The sequence below is a fragment of the Providencia sp. PROV209 genome (assembly GCF_028479485.1).
Taxonomy (GTDB): Bacteria; Pseudomonadota; Gammaproteobacteria; order Enterobacterales; family Enterobacteriaceae; genus Providencia; species Providencia alcalifaciens.
The window spans coordinates 184,092-201,181 of sequence record NZ_JAMPNR010000012.1 but is presented as its reverse complement, the minus strand read 5'-3'; the positions used below and the strand labels follow the sequence as shown (position 1 = coordinate 201,181).

The following is a 17,090-nucleotide window of genomic DNA, read 5'->3' as shown; positions in this document are numbered from 1 at the left end:
AAATTGAATATCGAATTAAGTTTCGGAGAGTTAAAATGAAAAAACACGTTATTGCATCTTTAATTGCAACAAGTACCTTATTAATTTCTGCCAACGGTTTCGCAAAAGATGGCGATATTAATTTCACTGGTGAAATTATCGATAATGCCTGCCAACTCGCAACGGGTTCTGATGCTATCCAAGTGAATTTAGGTAAAGTATCTAAAACAGCATTACCAAGCACAGGCAGTACAGCAGCTGCAACCAAATTTACTATCCAATTGGAAAAGTGCCCTGCTGCAGTCACTAGCGCAACCGTAAAATTCGATGGTGTTGCTTATGATGGTAACAACAACGTTCTACAAGTCACCAATCCAAATACATCAGGTGTTGCAACGGGTGTTGGGATCCAAATTCAAGACGTAAAAGGCGTAACTGTTCCACTGTATAGCATTTCTAATCCATACACATTGCAAGAAACCGTTGTGAATAACTTAGATTTTACTGCGCGTTATATCGCGATGTCTGACACGGTCACTGCGGGTCAAGCGAACTCAACTGCAACCTTCACGATTAACTATAACTAATTATTAATTAAGGTTTATACGGATATAAGCCTTAATTATTCTTACTCAGTGGTGGCAATATGAAAACAATAATTTCTGTCTGTATCATGCTAATTGCGCTCAGCCAGTCGGTCTATGCCGGTGTGATTATCGGGGGAACTCGCGTCATTTATCCAGAAGGAAATAAGGACGTCAGTATTAGCGTCGAAAATCCGGATAAAGTGCCTTATTTAATTCAATCATGGATTGAAAATGCCAATGAAGGCAAGCAAACGGATTTTACTATTACGCCGCCACTTTTTCGTTTAAACCAAGAAAAAACTAATGCACTGCGCATATTTTTAACCCAAAACACCCTGCCTAATGATAAGGAATCTTTATTTTGGCTGAATATTAAAACTATTCCTGCGACTGAAAAGAAAACGGAAAATTCATTAAAAATTGCGTTTAAAACTCAAATGAAGCTCATTTATCGACCGAGTGCAATAAGCAATGTGGATTTTGCGGAAGAACAAAAAAAATTAACGTGGTCGAAAGTGGGTACATCCATCACCGTTAAAAATCCGACGCCTTATTACATGAATTTTCAAAGTATCAGCTTTAATGGCAAAAAAGCGGAAAACATTTCGTACGTCGCCCCATTTTCAACCAAGTCCTTCACTATTCATAGTCCTGAACTGCACGGCACAATTAAATGGGAAGTAATTAATGATTATGGGTCCGCCAATCATCCAGCAGAAATAAAAATATAGCCTTAATGGCAATTAGGTTTATCTATGAAAATAAATAAAATATGCCTTAGCCTATTTATCGCCTTAGGCTATATTGCGACATCTTCAGCAGAACCAGAAACTTATTTTGACCCTGAGTTTCTTGAGCTGCCCAATAAAGAATCGGTAGATTTAGGTCAATTTGAGCGTAATGAGCAGTTGCCTGGTCAATATTATGTCGACATTTACATTAATAAGAGCCTCATTGGTTCAAAAAGTGTCACGTTTTCGACTAATGCTAAAAAAGAGCTAGAACCGTGCCTGACGCTCAGTGACTTAAAAGATGTCGGCGTTAAAGTTGCAGATTATCCGAATTTACACACAGAGGGAAATACCTGTGTCAATCTTACTGCAATTCCAGATGCTAACAGTGAATTTGAATTTGGTTCTCAGCGGCTGTATTTAAGTATTCCGCAAATTGCGTTGAATATGAACCCACGAGGCTACGTCGATCTTGCCGCGATTGATGATGGGGTCAATGCGTTATTACTCAATTATAGTTATAACGGCTCACGTAATACGGATCGTAAAAATAATAAAAATAGCTCTAACTCTAACTATGTAAACCTACGTCCGGGACTCAATGTCGGCCCGTGGCGTCTGCGTAATTACACCACATGGCAAAGTAGTGACGGGCAACGGAATAAATGGGACACGGTATACACCTATTTGAGCCGTAATATCAATGCGATAAAAAGCCAGTTAATTCTCGGGGATAGTACATCGCCTTCGGCTATTTTTGATAGTGTGCCCTTTCGTGGAGCCCAGCTTGCCACCGACGATGATATGAATCCAGAAAGCTTGCGAGGCTATGCGCCAGTAGTACGTGGTATTGCGCGCAGTAATGCGCAGATTACCATTCGTCAAAACGGCTACACCATTTACCAAACAGACGTTGCGGCAGGCCCTTTTGAAATTAACGATCTCTACCCAACAGGGGGAAGTGGAGACTTACACGTTACGATCAAAGAAGCCAACGGCAGCGAGCAGTATCAAATTATTCCGTATGCTTCTTTGCCGGTTTTACAGCGTGAAGGCTATGTCTCTTACAGTGTGACGGGCGGGCAATACCGCAGCTATGATAGCAGTGTGGATAAAAAACCCTTCGCACAATTCACATTGATCTACGGCTTACCGTGGGGGCTGACTGCCTTTGGCGGGAGTCAAGTGAGTGATAAGTATCAAGCTTATTCCGTTGGCGCAGGACAAAACTTAGGGCGATTTGGTGCGTTATCGATTGACGTCACCCACGCGAATTCCACCTTAAATAATGGCACCAGCGAAAGCGGGCAATCTTACCGCTTTCGTTATAACAAAAACCTGAATGACATCGGCACCAACATCGCGCTTGCGGGCTACCGTTATTCAACTCAAGGCTTTTACAGCCTGGCAGAAGTGTTTGACGGTTACCGAAAAAATGGTTTTAGCCCACTGTACGAACGCCGCCGCAACCGCGGGGAAATCACACTAAGCCAGAGCTTAGGAGATCGTTGGGGGTCGTTATCTGTCGGGTTCGTGAGTGAAGATTACTGGAACAGCGATCGCAAAACTCAGTCTACGACTATTGGCTATAACAATAGTTGGAACAATATCAGTTACGGGCTGAACTACAGTTACAACAAAAATACCAACCCGAACCAGAACAGTGGTGGACGTAATAATAAAGAGGATGATCATCAATTTGCCTTTACGGTCAGTGTGCCGTTTAGCGTGTTCGAAGACACCTTCTATTACAACTTTAACAGTACCAGCAGCAGCGCCAATGGCTCATCGGGCAGTATGGGGATTTCAGCCACTCAGCTAAATAACCGTTTGAATTGGAGCGCGCAGCAAAATTTCCCAACCCGAGATTCTGGCGCATCCGGTAACTTGAATGGTAGCTATCGTGGGCAATACGGGGAAATTTCAGGGGGAACGGGCTACAGTACCAATAATTACACTCTGTATTACGGTGCGAGTGGCAGTGTGGTGGCGCATTCCGGAGGGGTCGTATTAGGTCAACAATTGGGTGAAACCGCTGCCTTAGTGGAGATTCCCGATGCCGCTAACATTCCAATATTGAACCAAACTGGCGTACAAACTAACGGGCAAGGCTATGCATTAGTCCCCTATGTCACGGCTTATCGCAGTAATGGGATCCAGATTGATACCAGTAAATTACCAAGTGATACCGAAGTGGAGTTAACGACCCAGAATGTCGCGCCAAGCCGTGGAGCCATTGCCAAAGCCAGCTTTAATGCCAATGTAGGGTATCGCGCTATCATGACCTTACATTTTAAAGATGGTAAACCCGTGCCTTTCGGCGCACAGGCGGTTTTTCCGAACAATAATCAGCTCAATGCTATGGTCGGTAATGACGGGGAAATTTATCTGTCGGGAATGCCAGAGAGTGGTTCATTTACGATTCAATATAACGATAAACAGCAGTGCCAAGTGACGTATAACTTAGCAGGCTTACCGAATTATATTGGCTTATATAAAACCACTGCGGTTTGCCAATAAGGAAAAATAAAATGAAAAAATTCATTATTCAATTCACATGTACTATAGGATGCTTATTTTTATATTCTGGCTACGGTTATTCTGCAGCCTGTGCTAAAAACGCCAATTTGAATAACCGAACTGAATATATTCCTGCTAGAACATATACTATTCAATATGATGATAGTAGCACCAAAGTTTTAGATACTATTACATTAACCTATGGAACTGCACCTTTATCTGTAACTGCGAATCCAAGTGGCTGCTACAATATTGGACTACGATTACTCAACAGCGCACCAATAACAAATACGACGATATCTACATCAATTTCCGGTATTACTTTTACTGCTGAAACCGCGGCATTAAAAGTAAGCCAACCGATTAGTTATTGGTACAGTAGTGGTTCATTAGCCAGTATTAATAGCCCTTCATGGATAATTAAAGTACAAAAGACTGGCTATGTCCGAACAGGCGGAACCTTGGATGCTCGGACGATAGGAACACTACAGGGGCTTGGCAATGAAAATAGTGTCAATACACACTGGATTTGGAATTTAACTACAGCGAAACTTCCCGCAAATACAATGAAAATTATTGTGCTAAGTTGTTCACTAAAAAATAATCAAAACACTTATAATATTAATATGGGTGATTGGTATGATACTCAATTTAAAAATATTAATGATACGCAAGGAACGGTTGACATTCCTATTTCATTAAGTTGCTTATCAGGTACCAATATTAAGGTTACCGTCACATCGGATAATATCGATAATGCAGCAAATGGACGATTAGGCTTAGTTGGTGCTAATAGTGCCAAGGGTATTGCAGTACAATTATTGAATAATGCAGGAAGCCCCATTACATTAAATCAGCAGTTTACCCAACAAGATGGCGTAACCCAAGCAGATTATATTTTCGGGTGGAAAGCTCGCTATATTAAAACGGCCGCAACGGTCACACCAGGGACTGCAAATGCCAATGCCACTGTTAATATTCTTTATGAATAGGAATAGTTTATGAGAAATTTAATTATATTTATAATTAACCTCTGTATCCCATTAATAGCGAATGCAGGTGATACTGTCTATTTAAAGTTTACGGGAAATATAAAAGCAGCTACGTGTAATTTAACTGCTGGAAATAGTGTAGATATTGATCTAAATACATGGCCTGCAGACAGTTTTTACTCTGCTCAAAGTGGTACAGATTGGAAACCATTTACGCTCGAGTTAAAAGATTGCTCCTCGTTTATTAATAGCGTGAGATTAACATTTACAGGGACTGCGGACAGCACGGATATTACAAGCCTATACAAAAATAATGGGACAGCGACCAATATTGCCATCCAATTACAGAGTGGTGACGGCGCGACACCATTGGGGAATAGCAAAGTATTAACCATTCCGACCAACGGGCAGCCTTTGGTGAGCATTCCCCTACGTACACGGGCATTTTCCTCGCTCGGTAATGGTACCTCTGGCACCTTATCCGCCAATATTACTGCCACCATTACCTATTTATAAAGGGCTGACCATGAAAAGAATATTATTCAGTTTACTTGGCTTGTTCGCCCTGCCAGCAATGGCGGAAAGCGTCAATATTTATGTACACGGTAACGTAGTTACCATGCCCTGCAAAGTAGAAAATACCAGTTATAACGTGGAGCTTGGTAAGATAAATCGTTGGAATTATCGTAGCCCCGCTCAAAGCCCGTGGGTAGATTTTTCTATCAAATTAATTGATTGCCCAGTATCAACCAAAAATGCCAAATTCAGTATTAATGGCACAGCCGATGCTACGGACAATAACTATTTTGTGAATACCGGTAGCTCGACTGGCGGTTTACTCCATTTAGCGCAAAAGAGTAATAAAGCCACTATCAAGAATGGCAGTGTGCTAAATCTCGTTATCAACAGCACCACAAAATCTGCTGAAATTCCATTATCTGCAAGGATGATTAGCCTTCAACCGATGTTCATGCCAGGGGACTTTAAAAGTCATTTAGAGTTTTCACTAAGTTATCCATAAAAGGTGATTGTAAATATATCATTCTAATAGCCTCGTGATATTTATATTTTATATCGGTTTTAAGTAAGGAATATCTAATGGCTAATTATATTTCTTGTTGAAAATCAAAATATATTAAAACGCTAGCAATGGTAACATCGGGAATGGAAAATATGAATATCACTGTAAACATTCGTTATAAATAGATAGGAGATGGATTATTTATTACATATTTTATGAAATAGAAATTCTATTAGACAGTGAAAAAAGGAGTAAATGATGCCAGAATACTATCCTATTTCCCGAATTATTGGTAAGAAGATTACGTATTATAGAAAAATGAATGGAATGTCTCTTTGTGACATTTCCAAAATGATTCATGTCAGTGAACAACAGCAATCCCGCTATGAACGCGGTGTTAATCGTATTAATTTAGATAGGCTTCAGCAGTATGCTAGGATATTTAGTATTGACTTAATCGATTTTTTTGATCTCAATGAACATGATACCGATAATATAAAGCAGAATATTGAAAAACAATCTAATAAAGATAATACTAAATAGTAATTTAAGCATAATCACCATTTATTGAGAAAAATTTTCATTTATTGATCTAACACTATAGTTTCTTAGAGTAATTAATGTTAAGTTGATAATCATATTGAGCTCATTATACTTCATTAGATCATCGAACTAAGATTGATTTGTTTTGAATTATTGCTTTATTCACAGGGATACTCAATATGTCTAAAAATTATCTCATATCTAAAATGATTGGTAGTAAGATCATTTATTATCGAAAAATGAATGGAGTCACATTACAGAAGCTTGCTGATACAATTGGCGTGAGTAAACAACAGCAGTCACGTTATGAAAGAGGAGTTAATAGAATTAATTTAGATAGATTAGCTCAATATGCAAACTATTTTGATATTGATCTTAACCGTCTTTTAGACATCAATGATAAATAAGTATTTTAATATCTTCTATTTATTTAATAATCATCGCTAAATAGCTCTCATAATAAATATACCTAGGAGTTAAAGATATGGAGAAAATAGTATCAAAAGCTGTCGGTTTAAAAATAAGAGCCCTTAGAGAGAGCCGCGGCATTAGTGGAAAAAAACTCAGTGAGTTAATGGGAATCAGCCAACAACACTTATCACGCTACGAAAATGGCGATGTGAATATTCATGTGGATACGCTCTACCATTTTTCACTTATTTTCTCAGTCGATCCTGCCTATTTCTTTGCGGAGTTTAATGAAAGAACGGGCAACCGCGAGGAGCAAGACAGTAAAAAAAGTTATTACGCCGCTGAGTCAGTGGTTGTTTAATGACTACTTTTCACAGCTCATTTTATTTTGCAATCGGTGCTTCAGAATTTAAGCACCGATTTATCATCTATAACCCATTCCCGTTATTGGATTCTTCCAGTAACCATTGCTGAAAAATCGCCATTGCTGGTGTCATTGGTTTGGATTTTAATCGACTCAGCCAATAACCGCCTAGAGTCACGGAAATATCAAACGGCTGCACCAAACTCCCTGCACTTAGCTCCTGTTCAAACATACAACTTGGCGCAATCGCGATACCCTCCATCAGTAATGCCGCTTCCACCATTAAACGGGAAGAATCGAAAACAGGACCTTTCACTCGCCACGGCTCTACATTGGCAGCTAAAAACCATTTATCCCATTCATCTTTTCGGTAGGAGCGCATTAATGGAAAGTTTTGCAAATCAATGGGATTCTTAAGTTTACGGGCAATTTTTTCAGCGCAAAGTACCGTATGTGGTGCTGAAAATAATGGGGTATTTTCGACTAATGGCCATAACCCTTCACCAAAGCGAATAGCAAAATCGGCTCCTTCCCCTGCGAGATTCACCACATTATTGTGCGTCATAATACGCAAATCGATATAGGGATAGCGTTCAGAAAAACGCGATAATCGTGGTAGCAGCCAACCGATCGCAAAGGTACCCACCACAGAAACATTCAGAACTTCATGATAATGGCCATCTTCGAATTGCTGCAATAATGATTCGATTTGGTCGAAAGATCGGCTAACCACAGGCAATAATGCCAAACCTTCATCAGTTAGCGCCAGCCCTCTTGGTAAACGAATAAATAGCTCCAAACCCAATTGCTCTTCCAGCGCACGAACTTGCTGGCTTACTGCGGCTTGAGTCACATTTAGCTCCATGCCCGCCCGCGTAAAGCTTAAGTGACGTGCTGATGCCTCAAAAGCTCTGAGTGCATTGAGGGGTAAACGGTAACGAGCGTTCTCAGCCATAAGATTTTCTTTTACCTCATCGAAATTTATATCGTTTTAATTCATGCGAGAAAAGCCGCATACTCCGACTCCAGAATCACTTCACGTTTGGAGTGGTAATATTTTGCTTGCCACTCATCATAAATAAAACTTTTATTTTAATGGATATCTGTATGAAAAATCTTTTTCGTCACGGACGGCTGCTTGTCGCCGTCAGTTTGGCATTAACGTCATTATCTAGCGCGGCATTAACACAGTCTGACGTGGACAGTATTATTAAGCCGTTAATGAAACAGCAGCAAATTCCAGGCATGTCAGTGGCAATTTCCGTTGATGGAAAACACTTTATTTACCATTATGGAATCCAATCCAAGCAGACCAAAGTCCCTGTCACCGATAATACGCTGTATGAAATTGGCTCTTTATCAAAAACATTCACGGCAACGCTAGCTTCCTATGCCCAAGGGCAAGGTAAGCTCGATTTTTCTCAGCCCGTGAGCCACTATTTGCCAGAATTAAAAAATACGGTATTTGATAAAGTGACAGTGATGAATTTAGCCACACACACTTCTGGCTTATCTCTCTTTGTTCCCAACACCGTGACGAATAGTGCTGAGTTAATCCAGTATTATCAACAATGGTCTCCAGAAAAACCGATTGGCGAATATCGTTCTTATTCCAATCTCGGAGTGGGTTTATTGGGAATGGTTACCGCAAAACAACTGGGAACGACATTTTCGCAAGCGACAGATAACATGATGTTACCTGCTTTGGGGATGAAACATACCTATTTGCAGGTTCCTCAAGAGAAGCAACAGAATTATGCTCAAGGTTATAATAAGCAACATCAACCTGTCCGCGTAACCCCAGAGATCTTAGATAATGAAGCCTACGGTTTGAAATCGACAGCTAAGGATTTGATTCATTTTCTCGATATCAATATGCAAGTTGTCGACGTGAAGAAATCTTGGCAGGAAGCGGTTGAAGATACCCATACGGGTGTGTATATGACGGATTCTTTTGTGCAAGACTTAATGTGGGAAAGTTATCCATGGCCTGTCTCATTGGCTCAATTACAACAAGGCAACCGTGATGATATGGCGCTTAAACCACAAAAAGTTGAAGCTATTCAACCACCACTGCCACCAGAGTCTGCTGCGTTCTATAACAAAACAGGCTCCACCAATGGGTTTGCAGCTTATGCTGCCTTTATTCCCGACGAAAAAATTGGCATCGTGCTGCTCTCTAACCAATGGTACCCAATCCCTGAGCGCATCAACGCAGCCTACCAGCTAATCGAAAAAGTGAAGCACTAGCCCTGTGAAATATGCAGAATCTGGAATCTGGAATGTTTTAAATAACTATCTAATAAACATCCAATGTTCTAAATAATTCACGTTGTGGCTAGGCGTCAAACGAGGTTATCTCGGGGAGCATACAAAAGTATGTGACCCGAGTGACCGAGAGCAGACAACAAAGCCACGGCGTGAAGTATGACGAACATTTAGATGACGCGAGAAAATTGGTGTAATCTCATTTGACTTCTAAGGTAAACATCAAAACACATACACACATTACGAATCAGCAGTCGCCCGCGTGGCGTGACTTTTATCCCCGTTTCACTGACTTCCACCAGCCCATCTTCTGCCATTGGTTTGAGTAGTTCTAGGTCTTCTTTGAAATAGGTTTTGAAGTCAATTGGGTAGAGCGCTTCAATTTGCGCAAAGTTCAATTGGAAGTTGCAGATCAATGTTTTGATCACATCGCGGCGCAGGCAGTCGTCATCTGTTAGCACTAATCCACGCCATAGGGCATGTCCTTTTTCTTCCACTTGCGCGTAGTAGTTTTTTAAATCTTTCTGATTTTGGGCGTAGTTATCGCCGAGCATACTGATCGCAGATACCCCCAATCCTAATAAATCGCAATCCCCTTGGGTGGTATAACCTTGGAAATTACGATGTAAAATTCCTTCTCGCTGTGCCACGGCAAGTTCATCTTCTGGGCGAGCAAAGTGATCCATCCCGATAAATTGATAACCGTCGGATGTCAGCGTTGCGATAGTATCTTGCAGAATATCCAGTTTTTGCTCCGCCGTTGGCAGGTCTTCATCTTTGATTTTACGCTGCGCCGCAAATAAATTCGGCAAATGCGCGTAGTTGAAAACGCTTAAACGATCAGGCGCAAGCTCCGCCACTTTTTTCAATGTAAACGCGAAGCTTTCTGGGGTCTGTTTTGGTAAACCGTAAATCAGGTCGATACTGGTTGACGTGAAGCCAGTCTCTTTCGCACGTTTAATTAGCGCAAAAATAAACTCTTCATCTTGCTCGCGGTTAACCAGAACTTGCACTTCTTTATTAAAGTCTTGGACACCCATGCTTAGACGGTTAAAGCCTTCACTGCGCAGATGGTCAATCATGTCGAGTTCGATTTCTCGGGGATCGACTTCAATGGACATCTCCGCATCCGGCGCAAAATGAAAATGTTTTTTCAGCAAGCCCACTAAATGACTGACTTGAGCTTTATCTAAGTAAGTTGGTGTACCGCCGCCCCAGTGCATTTGAGTCACTGTACGATTTTTAAGTAACGCAGCACGCTGGATAATTTCTTTTTCAATGACTTCTAAATACTCATCCGCTTTATGTTTTTGGCGAGTGACTAGCTTATTACAGCCGCAGAAATAGCACAGTTTGTGGCAAAACGGGATATGCACATACAGAGACAAAGGACGGTCAGGATAACGTTGGGTTGCCTCAATAAAAGCCTGTTCATTGTAGTCTTGGTTAAACTCTAAGGCTGTTGGATAAGAGGTATAACGCGGACCTGAATAGTTATATTTTTGGATGAGAGAGAGATCCCAAACAATATTTTGCTCTGACATTGATATTCCTTAATTGACCACACGCTCGAAAGCATCACTATTAATTATATCTCTTTAGATTATTTTTTAGCTATTTATGTAAAGAGTGTATACCGCAAAGATTATAGCGATGTTAGAAAAAACAGATCTGATGCAACATCAAAGAAAAGGAAGATAGGTGAGAAATTGGACAATATTCCTCCCGTAAAGACAGGAGGAATAAACAGAGAGGCGATTATTTACTTTTTAAGATGCGCATAATGTCATCAAATTTCTCTTCTTCCTCTTCATCACCTTCTTCATCAGCATATTCGATACCAAGCATATTCATCAATTCGTCGATGCGATCTAAGCAGGTGTCGACATACTGTTGTTCTTGTGCCGTGACGGTTTCGCCATCTTCCAAGCGTGCCAGAATACTGTCTAAGCGATCATCACTTTCCAGCATTTCCAGCTCTTTTTCTGGCGTCAGTTTTTCTTTCGCCACTGGCTTCTCTTTCACCACTGGACGTGCGGTTGGTTTGTTATCTTCCACGATTAATGGGATCGGTTTTTTGCTGCCGATACGTGGATCAACCTGAGCATTTTGCCCATTTTTTTGACCTGTTGATGATCCGTCTTGGTTACGGCTACCAGACTTATGCCCGCGATGTTTTTTCTCGCGTTTACGCTCACGGCCTTCTGCGTTGAGCTCTTCTTTCGTCTTACGGTATTTTTTCTTCAGTTTTGCGGTCGGTTTTTTCGGTGAATTCATGGTTTGCTACCTTGATAAAATCAGTTTCTGCTGCGGAATCTAGCAGGATCCCTTAAGCAGCGAAAGCACTACTTTGCAATTTAGGTGAATTTTATCTCACTTTGCATTCGCAACAGTACTTTAATGATTATACCTTAAATAATTTGAGTTGCATTCAAGCAACAAAAAGGGAAGCCCGTTAAGGGTCTTGCACTCAGAATAGAGATTTATGTTTTGAGCGATATTCTAGGTAATTCAAGTTGCCTAAGCATTCCAATGCTCTCAATAGCTGTATCACCAGGGGGCAAAAATAGAGAGTCACCTTGAGCAATGCTCTAAATAGTTTGTGCTGTAGCAAGGCGGCAAGAGTTGCTAATCCCTAGGAGCATACACAAGTATGTGACTAGGGTTAGCAATTGAAGCCAACGCCGCTACAGCGCAAAATATGACGAGCATTAATATTAGGCGTCGACGAGGACCATTTTTAGTAAGAACATCGCAGCAACTAAAATCACACACAGGCCTAGGTCACGCCAGCGCCCTGTACCGATTTTCATCGCACAGTACGCAATAAAACCTAGCGCAATACCTTCTGTAATCGAGAAGCTAAATGGCATCATGACCGCAGTAATAAACGCCGGAACGGATTCCGTTAAGTCATCCCATTTCACGCGCGTTAAGCTTGAAGTCATCAGAACGCCAACATAAATCAGCGCGCCTGCCGTTGCATAGGCTGGAACCATACCCGCCAGCGGAGAGATAAACATGGTCAACAGGAATAACACACCGACGACAATCGCGGTTAAACCTGTACGACCGCCCACCGATACCCCTGAAGAGCTTTCGATATACGCTGTTACGGACGAAGTCCCCATTGCAGAACCTGCCACCGAACTTAAGCTATCCACATACAGTGCTTGTTTCATGCGAGGGAAAGTCCCACGCTCGTTGGTAATACCGGCTTTGTCTGTTACCCCAATCATGGTGCCCGAGGAGTCAAACAGGTTTACCAACATAAAGGCAAAGATAACCCCAGAAAGTGCCAGATCCAGTGAGCCAGCAAAGTCCACTTGGCCAACAACACTGGTAATACTTGGCGGCATTGAGAAAATGCCCGTATATTTCACATCGCCCAGCGCCAAACCAATCAGCGTCGTGACGGCAATAGAAACTAACACCGCAGCATGAATATTACGCGCCGCTAAGATAGCGATAATAAAGAAACCAAGAGCCCCCAGCCACACATTGTGATGGGTTAAATTACCAATTGAAACTAAGGTATCTGGGTTTGCAACGATAATACCGGAGTTTTTCAGCCCCATCATGGCGATAAATAGACCGATACCGCTGGTGATCCCCACACGTAAACTCAGGGGAATATTGGCGATGATCCAGTAACGAATACGGAATAACGTCAGAATGAATAAGCCAACCGCCCCCCAGAATACTGCCCCCATAGCCACTTGCCATGAATAGCCCATCGCGCCAACAACCACAAAGGCAAAAAAGGCGTTCAGCCCCATAGCAGGTGCAACTGCAATTGGTAAGTTAGCCAGTAATCCCATCAAAATACTGCCAATCGCTGCGATTAAACAAGTTGTCACGAATACCGCTTTGATATCCATGCCAGCAACGGACAAAATTTGTGGGTTAACGAAAACGATATACACCATCGTCAGGAAGGTAGTGAATCCTGCAACGACCTCTGTTCTTGCGGTGGTACCGTGTTCTTGTAATTTAAACACACGCTGGAACAGACCCTGCTGTTGCGAAGAGCCAGAAGATTGATTAGTCATTAAAATGCGCCTTGTCGAAATGTCATGCCCTAGAGTGCCAATGGCGGCATGGTGGACACGAAAAAAAGTTTTTTTCGACTCATGGTACAACTAAACATCACAAAAGAAAACGATTGCGTTATTTAAAATAAATAGGGTTTCTTAACTGACTGATACTATAAATGAATATCGAGAAAACGATGGCGGCTATCACGCCGCCATTACAACATAGCGCTACGAGGGTGAATTAGGAAAGCGCGATCAATTTTTGGCGTCGCCAAAACAACCAACCGCGTTTTGCGGCTCTACTGCGCGGCGCACGTTTATCATTGAGTTTTTTCGCCACTTGGTTGGCAAGAATTTCCACTGACAGGCACATCACAAAGTAGATAAATGCCACAAACAGGAAGACTTCCAGCGGGTATATCATTTCACGGTTATTCACCTGTGTGGCTAAGAATGACAGCTCTGCCACCCCTACAATATACGCCAGAGAGGTATCTTTAATTAACGCAACCCATTGGTTAATAAAAGAAGGCACCATCATACGTAAGGCTTGAGGTAACACCACATTCCACAGTACTTGCCATCGGTTAAACCCGAGAGAAAGCCCTGCGTTCCATTGCCCTTGACCGATAGCTAAAATTCCCGCTTTCACGCCGTGCGCTAAATAGGCGGAGGTGATCAGCGCTAATGCGCACACCACCGCCGTCACGCCCGGAATTTCGGTTCCGAAAACGATCGGCAATAAGAAGTAGGTCCAAAAAATCAACATAATGACGGGAATGGCACGGAAAAAGCCTAAAACGGCGGCAAATAAATTCATCCAGAAACCACGTAGCATCGCCAGCGCAATACCGCCCAATGTGCCGAGGACAATAGACGCGGCACCAGCTAATACGCTCATAATTAGCGTTAGGGCGGCCCCTTCTAGGGGACCATCAGGGTAAGCCCCAAATAGCAAATATTGCCAGTTATCTGTAATGACTGAAAAATCCATCTTATACCCCCTGAGCCAACTGACGCTGTTGTCGCCACTGACCCCAGCCTTCCATAAACGCAATAATCACAATATAGAGCACAGTCGCTAAACCAAATGCTGCAAATGTTTGAAGTGACTGACTATCCACTTGGCGTGATACGTAAGAAAGCTCCGCGACCCCAATCGCCATTGTCAGCGAAGAGTTTTTTACAACGTTCATGTATTGCCCAAGTAATGGCGGTAACGCAATTTTCACCGCTTGCGGTAAAATGACTAAGCGCATGGACTGCCATGACGTTAAACCCAATGCAAGCGCCGCCTGTTTTTGCCCTTGGCGCACGCCTCGGATCCCAGAACGTACTTCTTCCGCAATAAACGGTACCGTGTATAAGGTTAATCCCACAAAGCCCGCTAAAAACTCAAAAGATGGCCAGCCCAATGTCAGTCCAAAAATGTCGACTTCATGGGGGGTATTAAGCCATTCCATTGCAGCTGCAGGTAAAATTTCTCCTGATGCGAAATACCAAAAAAATAGCTGCACCAGTAGCGGCGTATTACGAAAAATCGAGATATAGACACTCACGAACCAGCGTAAAGGCGCTATTTGGCTATCTCTTGCTGAAGCGACAATGAAACCTAATAGCGTAGCTGCGATGATCGTACAAATTGATATCCAGACCGTCAGCAAAAAGCCATAGCCAAACCACTCAAGATATTGTGGGGCTAAGAGATGCGTAGACCAGAAGTCACCGCTGAAAAATTTGTCGAACATGTTCTGCCTCGCTATAACTGACAACCCCTGCAACATGGCAGGGGCGTTTACTCTCACTAAACGACATAACTAACTTAAGATTTAGGCTGCTCGCTCAGTGGGGCAAATTTGAATTCACCACGTGGTTGTGCCGCTTTGGTGTCTGGACCAAACCAACGGTTATAGATCTCGTTAGCTTTGCCTTCTTTTTCCAGTTTCAGTAATGTGGCATTCACATTTTCGATTAAACGCGTTTCCCCTTTACTAGCCCCTAGCGCTTGATACTCTTTCGTTAAGCTAAACGGTGAAATTTCGAAATCAGCTTTTACTTTTTCTGGCAGATTACCTAATAAACCAACCAGTTTTGCATCATCTTGCGTGATTGCTTGTACGTTACCATTACGCAATGCAGCAAAGGCTTGCGGGGTATCATCGTAAGAAATCACTTTAGTATTCGGGAAGCGTTCACGCAGAGTCACTTCCTGCACAGTACCTTTGTCTGCTCCAATGCGCAGTGGGGCAATATCTTCAGGCGTTTTCAGCACGCCTTTACGAGCGATAAATTTTTGCCCTGTTGCAAAGTCAGGAATGGAGAAATCCACCTGTTTTGCGCGTTCGTCTGTAATTGTGAAGTTGGCACCAATCAGGTCAACTTTGCCGGATGTTAACAGTGGAATGCGGTTAGCCGGGTTGGTTGGACGCAGTTCCAATTTCACCCCAAGATCATCCGCAATCGCTTGAGCAATATCGATATCATAGCCCGCGAGTTTTTTGGTTTGAGGGTCAATAAAACCGAATGGGGGGTTGCTGTCAAAAACTGAAATGCGGATCACTCCCGCTTGTTTAATATCATCTAATTTATCAGCGCTAGCGACATTCGCTGTCAGCGCCAGACCTGCAACTAAAAGTGCGGAAGTAAGAAAACGAGCTTTCATTGAATACCCCTAACGGTAAATTTGTGTAAATCGACCATCACAAGCTATCAACTATTTCTTAGCACTTGAAATAATATTAAATAATATATTTATATCAATTTGGAATATATTGAGACATAAAAAAAGGGGTAAAAATCCATCGGAGCGACCCCTAAAATGTTGCAGATTAAGACTCTTATCGAGCAAGAAGAAAATGAAGAAGATGAACACTGAGGTGCGAACACCTCAGTGGTTTAACAATTACTCTTTGTTGCTGTCTTTCGAGCTAGTCAGCATTTTTTCAAGGCTATCCCCACCCACATGGCGGAAATCTTGCCCTTTCACATAGTAGAAAATAAATTCACAGATGTTCTGGCAACGGTCGCCGATACGTTCAATCGAACGAGCACAGAATAGAGCCGTTAAGACACTTGGAATGGTACGCGGGTCTTCCATCATATAAGTCATTAACTGACGGACAATCCCTTCGTACTCTTGGTCTACTTTTTCATCTTCACGATAGATACGGATAGCTTCTTCCAAGTCCATGCGAGCAAAAGCGTCCAACACATCATGCAGCATTTGTACTGTATGGCGACCTAATGATTCTAGGCTCACTAACAGCGGTTGATGCTGTTGAGAGAATTTTTCCAGTGCGGTTTGGCAGATTTTATCCGCAACGTCACCGATTCTTTCCAGTTCAGCAATCGTTTTTGAGATTGCCATAATCAAACGCAAGTCACTTGCCGTCGGCTGGCGCTTGGCAATGATCTTGACGCACTCTTCGTCGATTGCCACTTCCATCATGTTAACCTTATGGTCGTTGGCAATCACTTCTCGCGCTAGGGCTTCATCCTGATTATGCATTGCAGTGATGGCCTTGGTGAGCTGTTCTTCCACCAGCCCTCCCATTGTCATCAATTCAGTATGGATATGTTCCAGTTCAGCATTGAACTGCCCTGATATATGTTTGTTGTGGTTCAGCGTATCCATCGT

18 protein-coding genes are annotated in these 17,090 nt (G+C 42.3%); 10 read left to right on the top strand and 8 right to left on the bottom strand.

The features are described from left to right. Positions 1-35 precede the first annotated feature (35 nt). From PR795_RS09325 to PR795_RS09285, 9 genes are all read left to right on the top strand, one after another. Positions 36-566, top strand: coding sequence for a fimbrial protein (locus PR795_RS09325; protein ID WP_006659632.1), 531 nt, complete (start codon positions 36-38; stop codon positions 564-566). A 59-nt stretch (positions 567-625) separates the two neighbouring features. Beyond that, positions 626-1,297, top strand: a complete 672-nt coding sequence (locus tag PR795_RS09320) for a fimbrial biogenesis chaperone (RefSeq protein WP_036959641.1) — start codon at positions 626-628, stop codon at positions 1,295-1,297. Positions 1,298-1,321: 24 nt separating this feature from the next. Continuing rightward, positions 1,322-3,817, top strand: a complete 2,496-nt coding sequence (locus tag PR795_RS09315; RefSeq protein WP_036959639.1) for a fimbria/pilus outer membrane usher protein — start codon at positions 1,322-1,324, stop codon at positions 3,815-3,817. Positions 3,818-3,828: 11 nt separating this feature from the next. Beyond that, positions 3,829-4,809, top strand: coding sequence for a fimbrial protein (locus PR795_RS09310; RefSeq protein ID WP_181480487.1), 981 nt, complete (start codon positions 3,829-3,831; stop codon positions 4,807-4,809). A 9-nt stretch (positions 4,810-4,818) separates the two neighbouring features. Beyond that, the gene (locus PR795_RS09305; RefSeq protein WP_006663083.1) at positions 4,819-5,325 is read left to right on the top strand and encodes a fimbrial protein; all 507 of its coding nucleotides are present in this window, start codon (positions 4,819-4,821) and stop codon (positions 5,323-5,325) included. Positions 5,326-5,335: 10 nt separating this feature from the next. Continuing rightward, on the top strand, positions 5,336-5,830 hold the full coding sequence (locus PR795_RS09300; RefSeq protein ID WP_181480486.1) for a fimbrial protein: 495 nt from the start codon (positions 5,336-5,338) through the stop codon (positions 5,828-5,830). A 258-nt stretch (positions 5,831-6,088) separates the two neighbouring features. Further along, complete coding sequence (locus PR795_RS09295; RefSeq protein ID WP_036959634.1) at positions 6,089-6,373, top strand: helix-turn-helix domain-containing protein; 285 nt, start codon at positions 6,089-6,091, stop codon at positions 6,371-6,373. Between the two features lie 179 nt (positions 6,374-6,552). Further along, entirely contained in the window at positions 6,553-6,780 is a 228-nt protein-coding gene (locus PR795_RS09290) for a helix-turn-helix domain-containing protein (RefSeq protein WP_006659639.1), read from the top strand. Positions 6,781-6,857: 77 nt separating this feature from the next. Further along, positions 6,858-7,145, top strand: a complete 288-nt coding sequence (locus tag PR795_RS09285; RefSeq protein ID WP_006659640.1) for a helix-turn-helix domain-containing protein — start codon at positions 6,858-6,860, stop codon at positions 7,143-7,145. A 67-nt stretch (positions 7,146-7,212) separates the two neighbouring features. On the opposite strand, the gene PR795_RS09280 is transcribed toward PR795_RS09285, so the two are convergent. Continuing rightward, complete coding sequence (locus PR795_RS09280; protein WP_181480485.1) at positions 7,213-8,103, bottom strand: LysR family transcriptional regulator; 891 nt, start codon at positions 8,101-8,103, stop codon at positions 7,213-7,215. Positions 8,104-8,255: 152 nt separating this feature from the next. On the opposite strand from PR795_RS09280, the gene ampC reads away from it, so the two are divergent. Beyond that, positions 8,256-9,398, top strand: coding sequence for a class C beta-lactamase (ampC, locus tag PR795_RS09275; RefSeq protein ID WP_036974156.1), 1,143 nt, complete (start codon positions 8,256-8,258; stop codon positions 9,396-9,398). Positions 9,399-9,586: 188 nt separating this feature from the next. Here the strand turns inward: ampC and hemN are convergent, their stop codons facing one another. The 7 genes from hemN to phoU form a co-directional block, all read right to left on the bottom strand. Further along, positions 9,587-10,960, bottom strand: coding sequence for an oxygen-independent coproporphyrinogen III oxidase (gene hemN, locus PR795_RS09270; RefSeq protein ID WP_272516815.1), 1,374 nt, complete (start codon positions 10,958-10,960; stop codon positions 9,587-9,589). A gap of 214 nt (positions 10,961-11,174) precedes the next feature. After that, positions 11,175-11,693, bottom strand: a complete 519-nt coding sequence (gene yihI, locus PR795_RS09265; protein ID WP_006663090.1) for a Der GTPase-activating protein YihI — start codon at positions 11,691-11,693, stop codon at positions 11,175-11,177. A 440-nt stretch (positions 11,694-12,133) separates the two neighbouring features. Continuing rightward, on the bottom strand, positions 12,134-13,468 hold the full coding sequence (locus tag PR795_RS09260; RefSeq protein ID WP_036966450.1) for an NCS2 family permease: 1,335 nt from the start codon (positions 13,466-13,468) through the stop codon (positions 12,134-12,136). A gap of 226 nt (positions 13,469-13,694) precedes the next feature. Next, positions 13,695-14,447, bottom strand: a complete 753-nt coding sequence (locus PR795_RS09255) for an amino acid ABC transporter permease (RefSeq protein WP_181480483.1) — start codon at positions 14,445-14,447, stop codon at positions 13,695-13,697. A 1-nt stretch (position 14,448) separates the two neighbouring features. Further along, entirely contained in the window at positions 14,449-15,201 is a 753-nt protein-coding gene (locus PR795_RS09250) for an amino acid ABC transporter permease (protein WP_006663091.1), read from the bottom strand. A gap of 74 nt (positions 15,202-15,275) precedes the next feature. Next, positions 15,276-16,115, bottom strand: a complete 840-nt coding sequence (locus PR795_RS09245) for an ABC transporter substrate-binding protein (RefSeq protein ID WP_006663092.1) — start codon at positions 16,113-16,115, stop codon at positions 15,276-15,278. Positions 16,116-16,355: 240 nt separating this feature from the next. After that, entirely contained in the window at positions 16,356-17,087 is a 732-nt protein-coding gene (gene phoU, locus PR795_RS09240) for a phosphate signaling complex protein PhoU (RefSeq protein ID WP_006663093.1), read from the bottom strand. Between the last annotated feature and the right edge of the window lie 3 nt (positions 17,088-17,090).

Coding starts and splice junctions, on each gene's coding strand:
- PR795_RS09280 (WP_181480485.1), bottom strand. CDS start 8,103: ATGGCTGAGAACGCTCGTTACCGTTTACCCCTCAATGCACTCAGAGCT.
- PR795_RS09320 (WP_036959641.1), top strand. CDS start 626: ATGAAAACAATAATTTCTGTCTGTATCATGCTAATTGCGCTCAGCCAG.
- PR795_RS09245 (WP_006663092.1), bottom strand. CDS start 16,115: ATGAAAGCTCGTTTTCTTACTTCCGCACTTTTAGTTGCAGGTCTGGCG.
- PR795_RS09285 (WP_006659640.1), top strand. CDS start 6,858: ATGGAGAAAATAGTATCAAAAGCTGTCGGTTTAAAAATAAGAGCCCTT.
- PR795_RS09290 (WP_006659639.1), top strand. CDS start 6,553: ATGTCTAAAAATTATCTCATATCTAAAATGATTGGTAGTAAGATCATT.
- PR795_RS09310 (WP_181480487.1), top strand. CDS start 3,829: ATGAAAAAATTCATTATTCAATTCACATGTACTATAGGATGCTTATTT.
- PR795_RS09250 (WP_006663091.1), bottom strand. CDS start 15,201: ATGTTCGACAAATTTTTCAGCGGTGACTTCTGGTCTACGCATCTCTTA.
- PR795_RS09255 (WP_181480483.1), bottom strand. CDS start 14,447: ATGGATTTTTCAGTCATTACAGATAACTGGCAATATTTGCTATTTGGG.
- yihI (WP_006663090.1), bottom strand. CDS start 11,693: ATGAATTCACCGAAAAAACCGACCGCAAAACTGAAGAAAAAATACCGT.
- phoU (WP_006663093.1), bottom strand. CDS start 17,087: ATGGATACGCTGAACCACAACAAACATATATCAGGGCAGTTCAATGCT.
- ampC (WP_036974156.1), top strand. CDS start 8,256: ATGAAAAATCTTTTTCGTCACGGACGGCTGCTTGTCGCCGTCAGTTTG.
- PR795_RS09315 (WP_036959639.1), top strand. CDS start 1,322: ATGAAAATAAATAAAATATGCCTTAGCCTATTTATCGCCTTAGGCTAT.
- PR795_RS09300 (WP_181480486.1), top strand. CDS start 5,336: ATGAAAAGAATATTATTCAGTTTACTTGGCTTGTTCGCCCTGCCAGCA.
- PR795_RS09295 (WP_036959634.1), top strand. CDS start 6,089: ATGCCAGAATACTATCCTATTTCCCGAATTATTGGTAAGAAGATTACG.
- PR795_RS09260 (WP_036966450.1), bottom strand. CDS start 13,468: ATGACTAATCAATCTTCTGGCTCTTCGCAACAGCAGGGTCTGTTCCAG.
- PR795_RS09325 (WP_006659632.1), top strand. CDS start 36: ATGAAAAAACACGTTATTGCATCTTTAATTGCAACAAGTACCTTATTA.
- hemN (WP_272516815.1), bottom strand. CDS start 10,960: ATGTCAGAGCAAAATATTGTTTGGGATCTCTCTCTCATCCAAAAATAT.
- PR795_RS09305 (WP_006663083.1), top strand. CDS start 4,819: ATGAGAAATTTAATTATATTTATAATTAACCTCTGTATCCCATTAATA.